The following is a 16,975-nucleotide window of genomic DNA, read 5'->3' as shown; positions in this document are numbered from 1 at the left end:
TGCCGGGCGGCGAATGGCAAGCCCGTGAGCCTATCGAGGGAAGTGTCCACATGCGAATGTCCACAGCTCATTTGCCGGTATTAGCCGCAATTGCGGCCTTTTTGCCGCTCACCGTCGCGGCTGGTGCGTCCGCCGAAGCGCTAAAACCCTTCAAGGATGATTTGTTTTCCAGCCAGACAGTCATCGAGAGCCATGACAATGGCGCGTTCCAGACGATCGACTATCAGGAGATGCGCGACATCAACAGCCGCGACCAGATCCCGGAAAAGCGGGTCAAGCCGGCCTACATCGCCACCGGCGTGCGCTGGAAGGCGCAAGAAGACGAGACCCTGCCGCTTGGCGATCGCAAGCTCGATGTCACGCGTATCGGCCGGGAATCGGGACAGGCTTTCACGGTGATCTTCATCCATGGCCGCGGCGGCGATCGCCGGCTGGGGTCGAACGACTATACCTTCGGCGGCAATTTCAATCGGCTGAAGAACCTCGCCTACAACAATGGCGGCACCTACTACGCCCCGAGCGTCAAAAGCTTCGACAGCGATGGCGTCGCCAACATTGCGGCTCTGATCCGCTATTCCTACGAGCAGTCAGGTGGCAAGCCCGTCATCCTCACTTGCGCCTCGATGGGCAGCTTCGTCTGCTGGGGCATCACCCGCGATGCCGAGAGCGTCAAACGCCTGAAGGGCATGGCGATCTTGAGCGGCGTGACCGATCCGGATTTCGTCAAGAGCGCTTTCTACAAGGCGAAACTGCCGGTCTGGTTTACCCATGGCAGCAAGGATCCTGTCTATGCCGCCGCCGACCAGGAAGCGTTGTTCGAAAAGCTCTACAAGGCCCATTACCCGACGCGGTTCACGCTGTTTGCAACCGGCAATCACGGCACGCCGGTTCGCATGACCGACTGGCGGAAGGTGCTGAATTGGATCATCGATCCACAGCCGTCCTAGGTCTTTTCGAGAAAAATTCGGTTTATTCTCGAAAAAGCGATTTTTAAACGATTTTAGGCCGCTCCGAGGACCACCGTTAACTTTTCTTTCCCTCTCGCTTTTGTTAGTGCGGCAGCACATGAATGAAGGGGAGATGAGGAATGACGAAGCAAATTCGGCCGCTGTTGGCGGGAAACTGGAAGATGAACGGCACGCGTGCCAGCCTCGACCAGATCAAGGCGATCGCGGAAGGCGTGAAAGCACCACTGTCGGAAAAGATCGACACGCTGCTCTGCCCGCCGGCGACGCTCCTCTATGTCGCAACGGCACTCTGCGATGACAGCCCATTGGCGATCGGCGCACAGGACTGCCATCAGCTGGTCAGCGGCGCGCATACAGGCGATATCTCCGCAGAGATGATTGCCGATTGCTTCGGCACCCACGTCATCGTCGGCCACTCCGAACGCCGCAGGAACCATGCGGAAGGTGACGTATTGGTGCGCGCCAAGGCGGAAGCAGCCCTTGCTGCCGATTTGACGACGATCATCTGCATCGGCGAGACGGCGGAAGAGCGCGACAATGCTCAGACTCTTGACGTCCTCAAGCGTCAACTCGCCGCTTCGATACCCGATAGCTCCACTTCGGAAACGACCGTCATCGCCTATGAACCGGTCTGGGCTATCGGCACGGGTAAAGTTCCTACCCGCGCCGATGTCGAAGAGGCTCATGCTTTCATACGCGGCAAGCTCGTGGAGCGCTTCGGCGAGGACGGCAAAAAGTACCGTCTTCTCTACGGCGGCTCGGTCAGCGGTGCGAATGCGGCGGATCTGCTTGCCGTTGCGAATGTCAACGGTTTGCTCGTCGGTGGGCAAAGCTTGAAAGCCGTCGATTTCCTCGCCATCTATGGCGCATTCGAACGGCAGTTCGCCTAAAGGCTTCACTTGACCGAATTCCAATCTCGAAAGGGCTTGGAATAGGCGAGAGCCTCATGTAAAGAGCCGCGAGCTTTTCTTTTTGATTGATGCCCGCGCCCGTGGGCAGGACTGGACCTATGCAAACCGTATTGCTTGTCATCTATCTCATGATTGTTGTCGCCCTTATCGGCGTGGTGCTGATTCAGCGCTCGGAGGGCGGTGGCCTGGGCATTGGCGGCGGATCGGGCTTCATGTCGGCTCGGGGCGCAGCCAATGCGCTGACGCGCACCACGGCGATCCTGGCGACTCTGTTTTTTTGCTAGCGCTCGGCATGAACGTGTTGTCTCGCTTCGAGGGACGTCCGACGGATATTCTCAACCGTATTCCGAGCACGACGGGCCAAGGCAAAGGCATTCTTGATTCGCTTGGCGGCCAGAATGGCGCAGCACCGGCAGCCAGCCAGCCGCAGCCGGCCAACAATAGTGGCGTTCCGAACAGCGGCGCGGTCGCTCCGCAGTCTCAGACAACGACGCAACCCGCTCCGGCGACGACCACCCAGCAGGCTCCGGCCGCTACCGGTCAGCAGACGGCACCGGCTACGACGACGCCAGCCCAGAGTGGCAACGGCGTTCCGACCGGCAACTAAGCCCGGTCGCATAGCATCCTCCTCCGGCAGGTCTTCGGATCTGCCGGTTTTGTTTTGTCGAAATTCTGTGTTCTGTGTCCAAAATTCCGGAAACGAATTTTAGGGCTGGCAGAATCGTTTGTTAAAAGGTATCCGGTGACTCCCATGGCGCGATATGTATTCATCACTGGCGGCGTGGTTTCTTCTCTCGGAAAAGGAATTGCGGCCGCGGCTCTCGGAGCGTTGTTGCAGGCCCGTGGTTATCGGGTCCGCCTGCGCAAACTCGACCCCTATCTGAACGTGGATCCGGGCACGATGAGCCCGACCCAGCACGGCGAGGTCTTCGTGACCGACGACGGCGCGGAAACCGATCTCGATCTTGGCCACTACGAGCGCTTTACCGGTCGCTCTGCCACCAAGACGGACAACATCACCACCGGTCGTATCTACAAGAACATTATCGACAAGGAACGTCGCGGCGACTATCTCGGCGCCACCGTCCAGGTCATTCCGCATGTGACCAACGAGATCAAGGACTTCGTCATCGAAGGCAATGACGAGTATGATTTCGTCATCTGCGAGATCGGCGGCACGGTCGGCGATATCGAGGCGATGCCGTTCATGGAAGCTATCCGCCAGCTCGGCAACGACCTGCCGCGCGGCACCGCAGTCTATGTCCACCTGACATTGATGCCCTATATCCCGGCAGCCGGCGAGCTGAAGACCAAGCCAACGCAGCATTCCGTCAAGGAACTGCAGGCACTCGGCATTCATCCCGATATCTTGCTGGTGCGCGCCGACCGGGAAATACCGGAGGCAGAACGCCGCAAGCTTTCGCTGTTCTGCAATGTCCGACAGTCTGCCGTTATCCAGGCGCTCGACGTCGCAAACATTTACGACGTACCGATGGCCTATCACAAGGAAGGCCTCGACAACGAAGTGCTGGCTGCCTTCGGCATCGAGCCGGCGCCGAAGCCGCGCCTCGAGCAATGGGAAGAGGTCTGCAACCGCATTCGCACGCCGGAAGGCGAAGTGACCATCGCCATCGTCGGCAAGTATACCGGCCTGAAGGATGCCTATAAGTCGCTGATCGAAGCGCTGCATCACGGCGGGATCGCCAACCGCGTCAAGGTCAACCTTGAATGGATTGAGTCGGAGGTCTTCGAAAAGGAAGATCCGGCGCCGTATCTGGAAAAGGTCCACGGCATTCTCGTGCCCGGCGGCTTTGGTGAACGCGGTTCCGAAGGCAAGATTCTGGCGGCGCGCTTTGCTCGTGAGCGCAAGGTGCCGTATTTCGGCATCTGCTTCGGCATGCAAATGGCCGTCATCGAAGCGGCTCGCAACCTTGCCGGCGTCGAACATGCGTCATCCACCGAATTCGGCCCGACGAACGAGCCTGTGGTCGGTCTGATGACGGAATGGCTGAAGGGCAATGAGCTGCAGAAGCGTACGAAATCCGGCGATCTCGGCGGCACGATGCGCCTCGGTGCCTACAAGGCGACCCTGAAGAAGGGCACCAAGATCGCCGAGGTCTACGGCTCAACCGATATTTCCGAGCGCCATCGTCACCGCTACGAAGTCAATATCGACTACAAGGACCGCCTCGAAGGTTGCGGCCTCATCTTCTCTGGCATGTCGCCGGACGGTATCCTCCCGGAAACGGTCGAATACCCCGACCATCCCTGGTTCATCGGCGTTCAGTACCACCCGGAACTGAAGTCCCGCCCGCTGGAGCCGCATCCGCTGTTCTTGAGCTTCATCGAAGCGGCGACGGAACAGAGCCGGCTGGTTTAACTCTTGAAAATCGCTTGCGGTAGTCACTGGGACTGACCGCAAGCTTTTCCCGAAAAATGATGGCGCATCGTGGCAAGCGAGCCAAAACCGCTCGCGACGGCGACATCATCCAGCGATTTGGCTGTCTCTTTTTCGAGAAGATCGCGGGCATATCTCAATCTCTCAGCTAGAAGCCATTCACCCGGCGCCATGCCGGTTGTCGCTTCGAATCGACGCTGAAAGGTCCGCACGCTCATGCCGGCACGTTCTGCCAGTGTGACGATCGGTTGCTCCTCGTGTAGTCTCTGGCGCATCCAATCGAGCAGCGGCCCCAGTCTGGCCCCTTCACGCTGACGCAACACCGGCGTCTCAATATATTGAGCCTGACCGCCTTCGCGATGGGGAGGCACCACCAACCGGCGCGCCACACTGTTTGCTGCCTCCGGCCCGAAGTCTCTGCGGACAACATGAAGACAAAGATCGATCGCCGCGGCACTTCCGGCTGCGGTCAGAACAGCGCCCTCATCGACATACAGCACGTCCGCATCGACGGTGACATCGGGATAGCGGGCGGCGATGGCATCGACATAGCGCCAATGTGTCGTCGCCTTCCGCCCCGCCAGCAATCCAGCCGCAGCGAGAACGGCAACGCCCGAACATAGCGACATGACGCGAGCGCCGCGATCGCTGGCAGCCTGCAACGCGGCAATCAATGGCGCGGGGACGGGTGAGGTTATTCCGCGCCAACCGGGAGCGATGATCAGATCGGCCCCCTGCAGGATATCAAGACCGCGATCGACTTGGACCAGCAGGCCACCGGCGGCGCGAAGGGGACCACCCTCTATGCCGCAAACGGAGAAACGATACCAATCCTCTCCCATCTCAGGTCGAGGCAGACCGAATATCTCGTAGGCAACGCCGAATTCGAAAGTGCAGAGCCCGTCATAGACAAGAGCGACGACGTGCGGACCGCGAAGAGGCGGAGCGAAAGTGTTTGGCATGATTTTGACGTTATATGGCATTCCAGCCAATTTCAACAGGGAGATGTTCGCGACATAAATGCTCCCGCAACACCAAAGCAGGAGCCTTCATGTCCAGCCGTGTCAGTGAAATACCCGCCGCTTCTCCCAACGCGGTCGCCGAATATTATGGCCAAAAGCTCGCATTCGAAACGGATTGTTCCGATGTCCAGCTATCTATCGCCTCCGGCAATACCGATTTCGTCCTGCTCGACGTTCGCGGGCCATCGCTATTCGGACAGCAACACATACCCGGCGCGGTCAACCTGCCGCACGGCAAGATGACGGCGCGGAAAATGGCGGAGTGGCCGGATGATACGCTCTTCGTCGTCTATTGCGCCGGCCCGCATTGCAACGGAACCGATAAGGCGGCCTTGCGTCTCGGCATGCTCGGCAAGCGCGTCAAGGTCATGATTGGTGGTATGACAGGCTGGGCGGACGAGGGGTTTCTGTTTCTTGCACCGTAAAAATTCTGCTCCCTACGTCATTTGACTGTCGCGCCGTTCCCGTTTCCATGGCAATTTGCCAGTAAGCACATTGGGAACAAAAGTATGATACTCAATCCATTTGATGACCGGATCGAGCGGTCGAAGACCAAGATTGCCGTCACCTATATTCTGCTGATTTCATTCAACATCGCCGCCTGGGTTTGGGCATGGGTCGCTTTTTCCGACAGGCCGTCGCTGCTGGGCACCGCGTTTCTCGCCTATATGTTCGGCCTCAGGCATGCGTTTGACGCCGACCACATCGCGGCGATAGACAATGTGGTGCGCAAGCTGATGCAGGAGAAGAAGCAGCCCTATGCTGTCGGCTTCTTCTTCTCGCTCGGCCATTCCAGCATCGTCGTGCTTGCCTCGATCTTCATTGCCGCAACGGCGGCTGCGATGCAGGGCCAGTTCGAATCGTTCCACGATGTCGGCGGCGTCATCGGAACGGCCGTTTCGGCTGCCTTTCTGCTTCTCATCGGTATTGCCAACCTGTTCGTGCTCAAGGGCGTATGGTCGGCCTTCAACCGGGCAAGACGGGGCGAGAGGATTGCCGACGAGGATCTCGACGCACTGCTGGCCGGCGGCGGTTTTCTTACGCGTATCTTCCGGCCGATGTTCAAGGTGGTGACGCGGTCGTGGCACATGTACCCGATCGGCTTCCTCTTCGGCCTCGGCTTCGACACGGCGACGGAGGTCGGCCTGCTCGGTATTTCCGCGGCGCAGGCGGCGCAAGGCATGTCCTTCTGGACGATTCTCGTCTTCCCGGCACTGTTTACCGCCGGCATGTCGCTGATGGATACCATCGACAGCACGCTGATGACCGGCGCCTATGGTTGGGCCTTCGTCAAGCCGGTGCGCAAGCTCTGGTACAATCTGACGATCACCGCCGCTTCGGTTGTCGTCGCCATCTTCATCGGCGGCATCGAGGCGATAGGGCTGATCTCCGATAAGCTAGGCCTCGAAGGCGGTGTCTGGAGCTTCATCGGCAGTCTCAACGATAATCTTGCCAATTTCGGCTTCGCGATCGTCGGCATCTTCCTGTTGAGCTGGCTGGTTTCGACCGTGCTCTACAAGGCCGGGGGTTACGATAGCTTGCAGATCAACCGCTCCTGACGCATCATCCGTTCCAAGGATCGAGAATGCCGTGACTGGAGATGGTCGTCCTCGGCCCCGGTTACATGCGATGAGGGGGCCAATCATGATCCAGACAGGCAATATTCTCGGCGTTGCACTGGCAGTGGGCGTTCTCTGCGCCATCAGCGCCGGATCGGCCTCTGCGCAAGCCACCGCAAACTGCTCGCTGCGGCCGGCGGTCAGCACTAAGCGACAGACCCTGAATTGCGAACCGGGGCTTAGCATCACCATCGAACGCGGGGCACGCTACCGGCTTGCGGACCGGAATCGCGACGGTCAGGTGGATACCATGGTGCTCAACAGCAAGGCGGCGCTGATCGATGTCGACAGCAGCCGCATTCAAGGCGGGTTCGAAGTGGTGACACCGCAGGCGATCGCTGCCGTCCGGGGCACGCGATGGGCGGTCGATACACAGCGTGGCAAGACATCGGTGCTGGTGCTACGCGGCCGCGTTGCGGTCAACAAGGTTTCGACCGGGGAGGGCGTGACACTCGGGCAATGGCAGGGCATCGATGCCGATAGCGGCCGTTCTTCCCTACATGTCACGCGCTGGGGGCAACCACGCATAAATGCATTGATGGCCCGCCTCGGCCAGTGAGATCCTGACGCCCATGCGCAGACCACCGCTCCTGACGCTGATCGCGCTTGTCTTGACTGCCGTCTGGGGTCTCGGCCTCGGGATCACGCATCTGCGCGGTGACATTCCGTTTATCGACGGCGCTGAGGCGACGCTGACGAACCTCAGGAATGCAGTCGGCGGCAGCCGTCAGCCGCCCGATATCGTCACCATTGTTGCCATTGACGATGAGACGTCGCGGGCGGTGGGGCGCTATCCGCTGCCCCGCGCCACCCTGGCCACAATCATAGACGCGATCGCAGCGTTGGGGCCGAAAGCAATCGCGCTCGACATGCTTCTGGTCGATCCGGGTGATGAATCCGGCGATGCGGCACTGGAGCAATCGCTCAAGCGAACCAATACCGTGTTGGCTGCAGCCGGCATCTTTCCCGAAAGCCGCCAGCGCGTCACTGATAACAGCAAGGAACCTCTCGCGCGCGTGCCGAGCGCACTGCAATTCCTGGAGCCACAGCAGCGGTTCGCGGAAGCCGCGAGCTATGGCATCGTCAATGTGCAGACCGACAAGACGGGAACGCCGCGTTTCGTGCCCATGCTGTTTCGCAGCGGCGAGCGAATCGAACCGTCCTTCTCGCTGCGCGTCGTTTCGGCGGCGACCGGCGAACATCCAACGGTCATCTCCGACCACATCAAGATCGGTGACCGCTCCGTGCATACCGATACCGGCTATCTCATGCCGCTGTCGTTCTATGGTCCGCGCGGCACGATCCGCACCATCAGCGCCAGCACGGCCTTAAATGGGCAATTGCCGGAAAAGGCGATTAGGGACCATATTGTCGTCATCGGTGCGACCGTCACCGGCGGCGGCGATGTCTTTCCGACACCGTTCGATCCGGTACTGCCGGGCGTCGAAGTCATCTCCACCTCGATCACACATCTAATCGCCGGCGACGGCCTGGTCCGTGACCATGGCGTGCGTCTCGTCGATCTCTATTTCGCCGTCGGCCTGCCGCTCCTCCTGGTCGGCCTGCTTGCCTGGCGGCGCAACACCATCGGCCTGATCATGGCGCTCTGCGTCGTCCTTGCCTGGCTGGCGATCAACCTCAGTGCCTTCAAGTACGGGATCTGGCTGAGCGCCGCCGTGCCGATCGCCGCGACGGTCCCACCAACGCTGTTTTTTGGCGCAGCCCAGCTTTGGCTCGGCCGCAGGCAGGCCGGGCGCTTTGCCGAGGAGAGCGAACGCCTGCAGCGCATCCAGGCACCCGGTCTTGCCGAACATCTTGCCCGCGATCCCGGCTTTCTCGCAAAGCCGGTGCATCAGGAGGCCGCCGTAGTCTTCATCGACATCAACGGGTTTACGGGTCTCAGCGAGACAATCGGACCCACCGCCGTGCGGGAGCTGCTGAACGGTTTCTACAATCTTGTCGACGAGGAAGTGACCGCCTGCGGCGGCGCTATTACCAGCTTCATGGGCGACGGTGCGATGATCCTTTTCGGACTGCCGCAGCCGAAGCGAACCGATCCCGCCAATGCGGCGCGCTGCTGCATTCGCCTCGCCGACCGGATGAGAGGCTGGCTCGCAGCGCTGCCGGAGGCGACCGCCTCTCGCATCGGCTTCAAGATCGGCGCGCATTTCGGCACCATAGTCGCCTCAAGGCTCGGTGGTGAAGGCCGTCAGCAGATCACGGCGACCGGCGACACGGTGAACGTTGCCAGCCGCCTGATGGAAGTGGCCGCCCGCAATCAGGCCGAGATCGCCATCAGCAATGACCTGCTACATTCCGCCGGACGCGACAGTCTGCCCTATATCGAAGGCAAGCTCGAAGGTCCGGTCGAAACAAGCTTGCGCGGCCGTGCCGGATCGTTGGCGGTATGGCTCTGGCGAAGCCAGGCGGGATCGCAAGCGTAGCCGGGCCGCTTGCCAAGGGGGCGAAGGAAGCGGCCGCGACAGGTCACGGCCGCATGAGGATAGCTGCTTTTGTTACGCTGCTTTCGGCAGCGGTCCGACGTAACGCGACTGCGGACGGATCAGTCGGCCGTCCAATGTCTGTTCGCGTGCATGCGCAATCCAGCCGACCGTGCGGCCGATCGCAAAAACGCCGGTGAAGGAGTTGCGTGGAAAGCCGAGAGCATCGAGAAGCAGCGCCGTATAGTACTCGACATTGACATCCAAAGGACGATCCGGCTTGCGCTCCTTCAGAAGCGCCAGCGCAGCGGCCTCGATCGCTTCGGCAAGCGCGATGCGGCCGGCGTCGGCCTGACCACTCGCGAAAATCGGCTTGAGCGCCGTCTTCAAGGCATCGGCACGCGGATCGCGGACGCGGTAGACGCGGTGGCCGAAGCCCATCAGCCTTTCGCCATGATCAAGCGCCTGCGACAGCCAAGCGCGAGCATTGGCCGGGTCGCCGACAGCGTCGAGCATGTCGAGCACCGGGCCGGGGGCGCCACCATGCAGCGGTCCCTTGAGAGCGCTGATAGCAGCCAGCACCGACGAGGTGAGACCGGCATGGGTGGAGGCGATGACGCGGGAGGCGAAGGTGGAAGCGTTCAGGCCATGGTCGGAGATCGTAACCAGATAGGCGTCGAGGCCGGCTGTCTGCTCTGATGTCGGGCGCTTGCCCGCCAGCATGTGCAGGATATCAGCGGCCTGCGACAGCGCGGCGTCTGGCTTGATCGGCGTCTCGGCGTTCTGAAGGCGTAGCACGGCCGGCAGGAAAACGGCGGGTGCGGCCATCAGGCGGATGGCGGTGGCGAAATCTTCGCCGTCCTCGATGCGGGCCAACAGCGCCCGCACGGCCTCGACCGGTGGCAGGGCCAGCAATGTCGGATCGGCGGCGGCGACATGCGCGAACAATTCTGCGCGCGCAGCACCCAACTGCGTCTTGATGCTTTCCGCATCGGCGTGTTCCTCGAATAGTCCGTCGAGCAGCAGGGCGGCAACATCCTCGAAGCGGCTCGTCGCCACCAGATCGTCCAACGACACACCGCGAATGATCAGCCGGCCGGCAGCGCCGTCGACATCGGACAGCTTGGTTTCGGCAGCAATGACATCTTCAAGACCACTTTTCATCAGCATTCTCCTTTGACTATGCGTTTAGATCAGTCCTATTTGCATTGACGTCAATCTTGATGAAATTGATCAATGTGAGGATTTATGAGCTGGCTGACGGCGGAGCAGGCATTGACCCTGCTGGGTACAAAAACGCAGACGCTGTACGCCAATGTCAGCCGTGGCCGCATCCGTGCGAAGCCTGATCCGGCTGATACGCGGCGCAGCCTCTACTTCACCGATGATGTCAAACGGCTGGCGGCGCGCCATGCCGGACGGCGCAAGACGGAGACGGTGGCGGCCGAAGCGATCCAGTGGGGCGATCCGGTGCTGCCTTCGGCGCTATCGACGGTTTTCGACGGTCGCCTGTTCTATCGTGGGCAGGATGCAGCCAAGCTTGCCGAACATGCGACGCTCGAAGAGATCGCGGTTCTGCTCTGGGACATGAAGCGGCCGGTGCGGCTGGAGGGGCAGGGTGGAGACAGACGATTGCCCGCCCTGAGCGCGGCCTTTTCCGCACTGGCTGGGCGGGCCACGACCGACCTGCCTTCGCTTGGACGCTCATTGCCGGCGCTTCAGAACGAAGCCGAAAGCGTGTTCGGCACCGTTGCGGAAGCGCTGGCGCCGGGGGTGTCCACGCTGCCGTTGCATGAACGTCTTGCTACGGCCTGGGGCAGACCGGATGCCGGCGACCTCATCCGCCGCTGCCTGGTTCTCTTCGCCGATCATGAGCTCAACGCCTCGACCTTCACGGCGCGAATCACCGCTTCCGCCGGAGCGACGCTGTCAGCCGCCGCACTTTCCGGTCTTGCGACGCTGACCGGACCGCTGCATGGCGGTGCGTGGCAAAGCGTGCGCTCGCTGATCACCCGCGCCGCCGCAATCGGGGCGGAGGAGGCGGTGCGTAGCTATCTGGCGGAAGGACGACCGGTGCCAGCGGTCGGACATCCATTCTATCCAGACGGTGATGCGCGCGCCAAAGCGCTGCTCGCATGCTTCACCCTGCCGCCCTTGTTTGCAGAGGTTCGGAGCGTGTCTGAAGACCTCGTGGGAGAACGCGTCAATGTTGACTTTGCGCTGACAGCGATGACGTCAGCCTATCATTTGCCCGAGGATGCACCGATGATCATCTTCGCGCTTGCCCGCACGGTCGGCTGGCTGGCGCATGCCATGGAGCAGTCGACAAGCGGGCACCTCATCCGGCCACGTGCGCGTTATGTCGGCCCGCCGGTCGAGTGACAGACGGCCTCGATGTTGTGCCCATCGGGATCGAGGATGAAAGCGCCGTAGTAGCTGGGGTGATAATGAGACCGGATGCCGGGAGGCCCATTGTCCAGCCCGCCGGCAGCAAGGGCGGCTTCATAGAATCGGTCAACAGCCGCTCTGTCCTCAGCCGTGAAAGCAACATGAACACCAGTTTGCGCCGCATTTCGATGCCCTACCCAGAAGAAGGCCTTTGGCCGGATCCCGTATCCGGCAAACGTCACGCCTTCGGCGTATAGGCGCTCGATGCCGAGGGGCAGCAGAGCCTTGTCATAGAAGGCCTTGGACCGTTCGATATCGCTTACCCCGATTGTGACATGATCCAGCATATCTGCTCCAGAGATGGCCGATGCGGATAGCTTGGCAGTTTGTCGGCGCCAAGCAATATCACAGATGCGTGAGCGCCGCATGTTTCGCCCCGATCCCGCGTAGCTGCATAGCTCGCCCGTCATTTGTTCATTGGCAAAGACGGCTAAATATCTCTATTGAGATTTCAACCGATACAAATCCTTCCTGGGAGACTGACATATGCAAATCGGAATGATTGGCCTTGGCCGCATGGGCAGCAACATGGTGCAGCGTCTGATGAAGGGCGGCCATACCGCCGTCGTTTTCGACGCGCGTCCGGAAAGCATCACGACGCTTGAGCAGCTCGGCGCCACCGGCAGCACGTCGCTCGAAGATTTCGTATCGAAGCTCGCCCGTCCTCGTGCCGTCTGGCTCATGTTGCCGGCTGCGATCGTCGACAAGGAACTCGCCGCGATCCTTCCGCTGCTCGACGAGGGCGATATCGTCATCGACGGCGGCAACTCCTATTATCATGACGACATCCGCCGCGCCGGCGAACTGAAATCCAAGGGCATCCACTATGTCGACGTCGGCACAAGCGGCGGCGTCTTCGGCCTGCAGCGCGGCTATTGCCTGATGATCGGCGGCGAAAAGGATACCGTCCAGCACCTGTCGCCGATCTTCGCAACGCTCGCACCGGGCGTCGGCGACGTTCTGCCATCGCCGATGCGCTCCGACGAAGCTGCAAAGGCCAGCACGGCCGAACAGGGCTACCTGCATTGCGGCCCGTCTGGCGCCGGCCACTTCGTCAAGATGGTCCATAACGGTATCGAATACGGCCTGATGGCCGCCTATGCGGAAGGCTTCAACGTGCTGCGTCATGCCAATGTCGGCACGCAGACCACCGAAGCCGACGCGGAAACCGCGCCGCTGTCCCATCCGGAATACTACCAGTACAACCTCGACATCGCCGAAATCAGCGAAGTCTGGCGCCGCGGCAGCGTTATCACCTCCTGGCTGCTCGACCTCACCGCCGACGCGCTGCATGGCGATGCCGCCCTGTCGCAATATGCCGGCCGCGTTTCGGACTCGGGCGAGGGCCGCTGGACAATTTCGGCCGCGATCGACGAAGGCGTCCCGACACCGGTACTCAGCGCCGCCCTCTACGGCCGCTTTGCCTCGCGCGGCAATGACGACTACGCCAACAAGGTTCTCTCGGCCATGCGCGCAGGCTTCGGCGGCCACCACGAGAAGCCCGTCAAGTAATCGCTTTACGGTTTTGATGACATTCGTGCCGGGCGGGTCAAACTGCCCGGCATTTTTGTGTCCGGTTTAGCCCAGCAGGTCCGGGCGCAATAGCAGGACCGGGCATGGAGCGCCGGCGGTGAGTTCAGGCACATGCGGCGGGCGGATGATGAGGCAATCCGAGCGGGAAAAAACCTTCATCATCGAGGAATCCTGCTTGGAAAAAGGCTCTGCGAGCCAGTCGCCATCGGCGGATTTCGTTAGCGTGGCGCGGACATAGTCCTGGCGTTGGTCATTCGCTTTGAGGGTTACAGCAGCACGGGCCGTGGCGTCACGCTTCACCGGCGGTAGAGACGCCAGCTTGCGGATCAACGGCTCCAGGAACAACAGGCCGCAGACGAGGCTGGAGACCGGATTACCAGGCAGCCCCAACACATGGGTCTCACCAAGGCTACCGACCATCAGCGGCTTGCCGGGACGCATGGCGATTCGCCAGAAATCGAGCTGCATGCCGGCCGCAATCAGGGTCGCCTGCACCAGATCGTGATCGCCGACGGAGGCTCCGCCGAGTGTGACGATGACATCCGCTTTCGCCACCTGCGCCCGACCGATCGCGGCGGTGATTTCCGCCTCATCGTCGGGGACGATCCCGAGATCGAGTACATGGGCGCCGGCACTGCGGGCAAGCGCCGCGATGCCGAAGGTGTTTGACGCGATAATCTGCGAGGGGCCAGGCTCGCTGCCAGGCGTCACCAGCTCATCGCCAGTCGCAAGGATCGCCACCAGGGGGCGGCGGTAAACCTCGAGCGCCGGATGGTTCATGGCAGCAGCCACCGTCAGCCGCGAAAAATCCATCACCGTGCCTGCCGGAAGCACGACCTCACCCTCGGCAAAGTCCTGGCCACGTGGACGAATATGCTGTCCGTTGCGCAAGGAATAGGTGGTGCGGATTCGGCTCCCCTCCAGCCGTTCCGCGTCCTCCTGCAACAGCACCGTATCGGCACCAGACGGAACCGGCGCGCCGGTGAAGATACGCGCTGTTTCGCCCCTGCCGACCGTACCCTCGAAAGCGTGGCCCGCGGCTGAAGTACCGATCACGGTTAACTCCGCTCCCGGTTCGGGGGCATCGTCAAAACGCAGCGCGTAGCCATCCATCGCCGAGGCGTCGAAGGGCGGCTGGGTCAGGCGCGCCGCTAGATCCTTGGCGAGAACCCGGCCATCGGCCAAGTCGAGCGTAATGCTTTCGATACGATGGAGCGGCGTCGCGCTGTTCAGCAGACGCTCCTGGGCATCCGCTACGGGCAAAAGGCTCATGTGTCAGGCCTCCGGGTGACGGAAATCACCGGATTTGCCGCCGGATTTCTCCAATAGTCTAATGCCGCCGATCTCCATCGTCCGGTCGGCAGCCTTGGCCATATCGTAGATGGTCAGGCAGGCGACGGAGACCGCCGTCAGCGCTTCCATCTCGACACCGGTGCGGCCGGTGAGCTTTGCGGTGGCGGTGACGCGCAAGCCGGGCAGGGCGGCATCCTCAGTGATATCGACCGTGACTTTGGTCAGCATCAGCGGATGGCAGAGCGGGATGAGATTGGCAGTCTGCTTGGCGGCCATGATGCCGGCAAGCCTCGCGGTGCCGATAACGTCGCCCTTCTTGGCGTTGCCTTCGCGAATGAGCGCCAGCGTTTCCGGCTTCATCGTCACATGGCCTTCGGCGGTGGCGATGCGGATCGTCTCAGCCTTGTCGCCGACATCGACCATATGCGCCTCGCCGGAAGCGCCGATATGGGTGAGGCCGGTCTTTTCCGTGCTCATCTTATTCGGCCGCTACAGCGCCGGTTTCGCCGGTCAGCAGCAGACGTGTCGCCGCCGCCACGTCGTCCTTGCGCATTAGGCTTTCGCCAACGAGAAATGTGGAGATATCAACGGCTTCGAGCCGCTTGCAATCAGCGTGGGTGAAGACGCCGCTTTCGCCCACCAGCAGCCGGTCGGCGGGAACCATAGGTGCCAGGGTTTCGCTAACCGTCAGGCTGACCTCGAAGGTGCGCAGATTACGGTTGTTGATACCGATCAGCGGCGAGGACAGCTTCAGCGCCCGCTCCATCTCCTCTGCATCATGCACTTCAACCAGTACATCCATGCCAAGACCGAAGGCCTCGTCCTGCAGGCGCTCGGCTTCGCTGTCGGAGAGAGAAGCCATGATCAGGAGAATGCAGTCGCCGCCCCAGGCGCGCGCCTCATGCACCTGGTAGGTCTCGAACATGAAATCCTTGCGCAATGCCGGCAGCGAGCATGCGGCTCGGGCAGCGGTCAGGAACTCCGGGGCGCCCTGGAAGCTTGGGCTGTCCGTCAATACGGAGAGGCAGGCGGCACCACCGATCTCATAGGCCTTGGCGAGGGCAGGCGGATCGAAATCGGGACGGATCAGGCCCTTCGAGGGGCTGGCCTTCTTGATTTCGGCGATCAGGCCGAAGGAACCGGCATTCTTCTTGGCGAGGAGCGCTCTATGGAAACCGCGCGGCGCGGACTGGCCGGCCTGCATCGCCTTGAGATCGGCAAGCGAGACCTTGGCCTTGGCGGCGGCGATCTCTTCGCGCTTATAGGCTTCGATCTTCTTGAGAATATCGGTCATGACGTCCTGAACCTATTCTTCGGCGTTGGAGACGGCGATCAGCTTTTCCAGCGCAGCGGCAGTCGCGCCACTATCGAGCGACTGGGCCGCGAGCTTCATGCCATCATGAAGCGTTTCCGCCTTGCCGGCAATCACCAGGGATGCTGCCGCATTCGCGAGAGAAATATCGCGATAGGCATTCTTTTCACCGCTGAGCACGCCACGGAGCGCTGCCGCATTGGCAATGCCGTCGCCGCCCTTGAGGTCAGCCAGATCGGCATGCGCCAGGCCGAAATCGGCGGGCGTCAGTTCGAAGGTACGGATCTTGCCACCTTCAAGCGCCGCGACCGAGGTGGTTCCGGTCGTGGTGATTTCGTCGAGGCCATTGCCGTGCACGACCCAGACGCTCTCGGCATTCAGGTCCTTCAGCACCTCGGCGAGCGGCACGACCCACTCCGGCGCGAAGACGCCGAGCAACTGCCGACGAGCGCCGGCGGGGTTCGACAACGGTCCCAACAGGTTGAAGATCGTCCGCGTGCCCAACTCCACCCTGGAGGGGCCGACATGGCGCATCGACGAATGATGCAATTGTGCGAACATGAAGCCGATGCCGGCCTCGCGAATGCAGCGGGCGATCGTCTCTGGACCGATGTCGAGCTTGATGCCCAGCACGGACTGCGTGTCGGCCGTGCCGGCCTTGGAGCTCTGAGCGCGGTTACCGTGCTTTGCCACCGGCACACCTGCGCCGGCAACAATGAACGCCGCCAGCGTCGAGATGTTGTAAGTGCCGAAGCCATCGCCGCCGGTGCCGACGATATCGATCGCATCAGACGGCGCTTCTACACGCAACATCTTGGCACGCATGGTCGTGACCGCGCCGACGATCTCGTCGACCGTCTCGCCGCGCACACGCAGCGCCATCAAGAACGCACCGATCTGCGAGGGCGTGGCTTCCCCCGACATTAGGATCTCGAATGCCTGACGGGCTTCGTCCCGCGTCAGCACCTCGCCATTGGCGACCTTGGCGAGAAAAGGTTTCAATTCAGCCATCGGCTATCGATCCTCCCGA

General features: G+C 61.5%; 15 protein-coding genes and 2 pseudogenes. 10 read left to right on the top strand and 7 right to left on the bottom strand.

All coding sequences use genetic code 11. The features are described from left to right. Positions 1-50: 50 nt before the first annotated feature. From HB780_RS15910 to HB780_RS15895, 4 genes and pseudogenes are all read left to right on the top strand, one after another. On the top strand, positions 51-947 hold the full coding sequence (locus HB780_RS15910; protein ID WP_183693422.1) for a dienelactone hydrolase family protein: 897 nt from the start codon (positions 51-53) through the stop codon (positions 945-947). Between the two features lie 140 nt (positions 948-1,087). Beyond that, on the top strand, positions 1,088-1,858 hold the full coding sequence (tpiA, locus tag HB780_RS15905; RefSeq protein WP_183693419.1) for a triose-phosphate isomerase: 771 nt from the start codon (positions 1,088-1,090) through the stop codon (positions 1,856-1,858). A 119-nt stretch (positions 1,859-1,977) separates the two neighbouring features. Then, positions 1,978-2,486 (top strand): annotated as a pseudogene (gene secG, locus HB780_RS15900) (preprotein translocase subunit SecG). Between the two features lie 144 nt (positions 2,487-2,630). Then, on the top strand, positions 2,631-4,259 hold the full coding sequence (locus tag HB780_RS15895) for a CTP synthase (RefSeq protein WP_183693417.1): 1,629 nt from the start codon (positions 2,631-2,633) through the stop codon (positions 4,257-4,259). On the opposite strand, the pseudogene ftrA reads toward HB780_RS15895, so the two are convergent. Next, positions 4,222-5,260 (bottom strand): annotated as a pseudogene (ftrA, locus tag HB780_RS15890) (transcriptional regulator FtrA). The gene HB780_RS15895 and the pseudogene ftrA overlap by 38 nt on opposite strands. A 68-nt stretch (positions 5,261-5,328) precedes the next feature. Here ftrA and HB780_RS15885 point away from each other — a divergent pair. The 4 genes from HB780_RS15885 to HB780_RS15870 all read left to right on the top strand — a co-directional run bounded on the left by HB780_RS15885 (position 5,329) and on the right by HB780_RS15870 (position 9,362). After that, positions 5,329-5,724 carry a rhodanese-like domain-containing protein gene (locus tag HB780_RS15885; protein WP_183693414.1) on the top strand — a complete coding sequence of 132 codons (396 nt, stop codon included), beginning with the start codon at positions 5,329-5,331 and terminating at the stop codon, positions 5,722-5,724. Between the two features lie 84 nt (positions 5,725-5,808). Continuing rightward, positions 5,809-6,858: a HoxN/HupN/NixA family nickel/cobalt transporter gene (locus HB780_RS15880; RefSeq protein WP_183693411.1), complete on the top strand. Its 1,050-nt coding sequence runs from the start codon at positions 5,809-5,811 to the stop codon at positions 6,856-6,858. An 85-nt stretch (positions 6,859-6,943) separates the two neighbouring features. Then, positions 6,944-7,477, top strand: coding sequence for a FecR domain-containing protein (locus tag HB780_RS15875; RefSeq protein ID WP_183693408.1), 534 nt, complete (start codon positions 6,944-6,946; stop codon positions 7,475-7,477). Between the two features lie 13 nt (positions 7,478-7,490). Then, positions 7,491-9,362 carry a CHASE2 domain-containing protein gene (locus tag HB780_RS15870; RefSeq protein ID WP_183693405.1) on the top strand — a complete coding sequence of 624 codons (1,872 nt, stop codon included), beginning with the start codon at positions 7,491-7,493 and terminating at the stop codon, positions 9,360-9,362. Between the two features lie 72 nt (positions 9,363-9,434). On the opposite strand, the gene HB780_RS15865 is transcribed toward HB780_RS15870, so the two are convergent. Then, the gene (locus tag HB780_RS15865; protein WP_183693402.1) at positions 9,435-10,523 is read right to left on the bottom strand and encodes a citrate synthase/methylcitrate synthase; all 1,089 of its coding nucleotides are present in this window, start codon (positions 10,521-10,523) and stop codon (positions 9,435-9,437) included. 84 nt (positions 10,524-10,607) lie between these two features. Here HB780_RS15865 and HB780_RS15860 point away from each other — a divergent pair, with 84 nt between their 5' ends. Further along, positions 10,608-11,741, top strand: coding sequence for a citrate synthase (locus HB780_RS15860; protein WP_183693399.1), 1,134 nt, complete (start codon positions 10,608-10,610; stop codon positions 11,739-11,741). On the opposite strand, the gene HB780_RS15855 is transcribed toward HB780_RS15860, so the two are convergent. Further along, the gene (locus HB780_RS15855; RefSeq protein ID WP_183693397.1) at positions 11,717-12,094 is read right to left on the bottom strand and encodes a VOC family protein; all 378 of its coding nucleotides are present in this window, start codon (positions 12,092-12,094) and stop codon (positions 11,717-11,719) included. The genes HB780_RS15860 and HB780_RS15855 overlap by 25 nt on opposite strands. A gap of 199 nt (positions 12,095-12,293) precedes the next feature. Between HB780_RS15855 and gnd the strand changes: the two genes are divergently transcribed. Continuing rightward, the gene (gnd, locus tag HB780_RS15850) at positions 12,294-13,319 is read left to right on the top strand and encodes a phosphogluconate dehydrogenase (NAD(+)-dependent, decarboxylating) (RefSeq protein ID WP_183693394.1); all 1,026 of its coding nucleotides are present in this window, start codon (positions 12,294-12,296) and stop codon (positions 13,317-13,319) included. A 66-nt stretch (positions 13,320-13,385) separates the two neighbouring features. On the opposite strand, the gene HB780_RS15845 is transcribed toward gnd, so the two are convergent. The 4 genes from HB780_RS15845 to trpD are packed head-to-tail and all read right to left on the bottom strand — an operon-like array spanning position 13,386 to position 16,956. Further along, positions 13,386-14,612 (bottom strand): molybdopterin molybdotransferase MoeA, encoded by a 1,227-nt coding sequence (locus HB780_RS15845; RefSeq protein ID WP_183693391.1) that lies wholly within the window; start codon positions 14,610-14,612, stop codon positions 13,386-13,388. Positions 14,613-14,615: 3 nt separating this feature from the next. Then, positions 14,616-15,110 (bottom strand): cyclic pyranopterin monophosphate synthase MoaC, encoded by a 495-nt coding sequence (gene moaC / locus HB780_RS15840; RefSeq protein ID WP_183693388.1) that lies wholly within the window; start codon positions 15,108-15,110, stop codon positions 14,616-14,618. A gap of 1 nt (position 15,111) precedes the next feature. Then, the gene (gene trpC, locus HB780_RS15835; protein ID WP_183693384.1) at positions 15,112-15,927 is read right to left on the bottom strand and encodes an indole-3-glycerol phosphate synthase TrpC; all 816 of its coding nucleotides are present in this window, start codon (positions 15,925-15,927) and stop codon (positions 15,112-15,114) included. A 12-nt stretch (positions 15,928-15,939) separates the two neighbouring features. Continuing rightward, positions 15,940-16,956 carry an anthranilate phosphoribosyltransferase gene (gene trpD, locus HB780_RS15830; RefSeq protein ID WP_183693381.1) on the bottom strand — a complete coding sequence of 339 codons (1,017 nt, stop codon included), beginning with the start codon at positions 16,954-16,956 and terminating at the stop codon, positions 15,940-15,942. Between the last annotated feature and the right edge of the window lie 19 nt (positions 16,957-16,975).

It is taken from the genome of Rhizobium lusitanum, from assembly GCF_014189535.1.
Taxonomy (GTDB): domain Bacteria; phylum Pseudomonadota; class Alphaproteobacteria; order Rhizobiales; family Rhizobiaceae; genus Rhizobium; species Rhizobium lusitanum_C.
The sequence above is the reverse complement of the archived record's forward strand: the minus strand, read 5'-3'. Positions and strand labels throughout refer to the sequence as shown.

Coding starts and splice junctions, on each gene's coding strand:
- HB780_RS15910 (WP_183693422.1), top strand. CDS start 51: ATGCGAATGTCCACAGCTCATTTGCCGGTATTAGCCGCAATTGCGGCC.
- tpiA (WP_183693419.1), top strand. CDS start 1,088: ATGACGAAGCAAATTCGGCCGCTGTTGGCGGGAAACTGGAAGATGAAC.
- HB780_RS15895 (WP_183693417.1), top strand. CDS start 2,631: ATGGCGCGATATGTATTCATCACTGGCGGCGTGGTTTCTTCTCTCGGA.
- HB780_RS15885 (WP_183693414.1), top strand. CDS start 5,329: ATGTCCAGCCGTGTCAGTGAAATACCCGCCGCTTCTCCCAACGCGGTC.
- HB780_RS15880 (WP_183693411.1), top strand. CDS start 5,809: ATGATACTCAATCCATTTGATGACCGGATCGAGCGGTCGAAGACCAAG.
- HB780_RS15875 (WP_183693408.1), top strand. CDS start 6,944: ATGATCCAGACAGGCAATATTCTCGGCGTTGCACTGGCAGTGGGCGTT.
- HB780_RS15870 (WP_183693405.1), top strand. CDS start 7,491: ATGCGCAGACCACCGCTCCTGACGCTGATCGCGCTTGTCTTGACTGCC.
- HB780_RS15865 (WP_183693402.1), bottom strand. CDS start 10,523: ATGAAAAGTGGTCTTGAAGATGTCATTGCTGCCGAAACCAAGCTGTCC.
- HB780_RS15860 (WP_183693399.1), top strand. CDS start 10,608: ATGAGCTGGCTGACGGCGGAGCAGGCATTGACCCTGCTGGGTACAAAA.
- HB780_RS15855 (WP_183693397.1), bottom strand. CDS start 12,094: ATGCTGGATCATGTCACAATCGGGGTAAGCGATATCGAACGGTCCAAG.
- gnd (WP_183693394.1), top strand. CDS start 12,294: ATGCAAATCGGAATGATTGGCCTTGGCCGCATGGGCAGCAACATGGTG.
- HB780_RS15845 (WP_183693391.1), bottom strand. CDS start 14,612: ATGAGCCTTTTGCCCGTAGCGGATGCCCAGGAGCGTCTGCTGAACAGC.
- moaC (WP_183693388.1), bottom strand. CDS start 15,110: ATGAGCACGGAAAAGACCGGCCTCACCCATATCGGCGCTTCCGGCGAG.
- trpC (WP_183693384.1), bottom strand. CDS start 15,927: ATGACCGATATTCTCAAGAAGATCGAAGCCTATAAGCGCGAAGAGATC.
- trpD (WP_183693381.1), bottom strand. CDS start 16,956: ATGGCTGAATTGAAACCTTTTCTCGCCAAGGTCGCCAATGGCGAGGTG.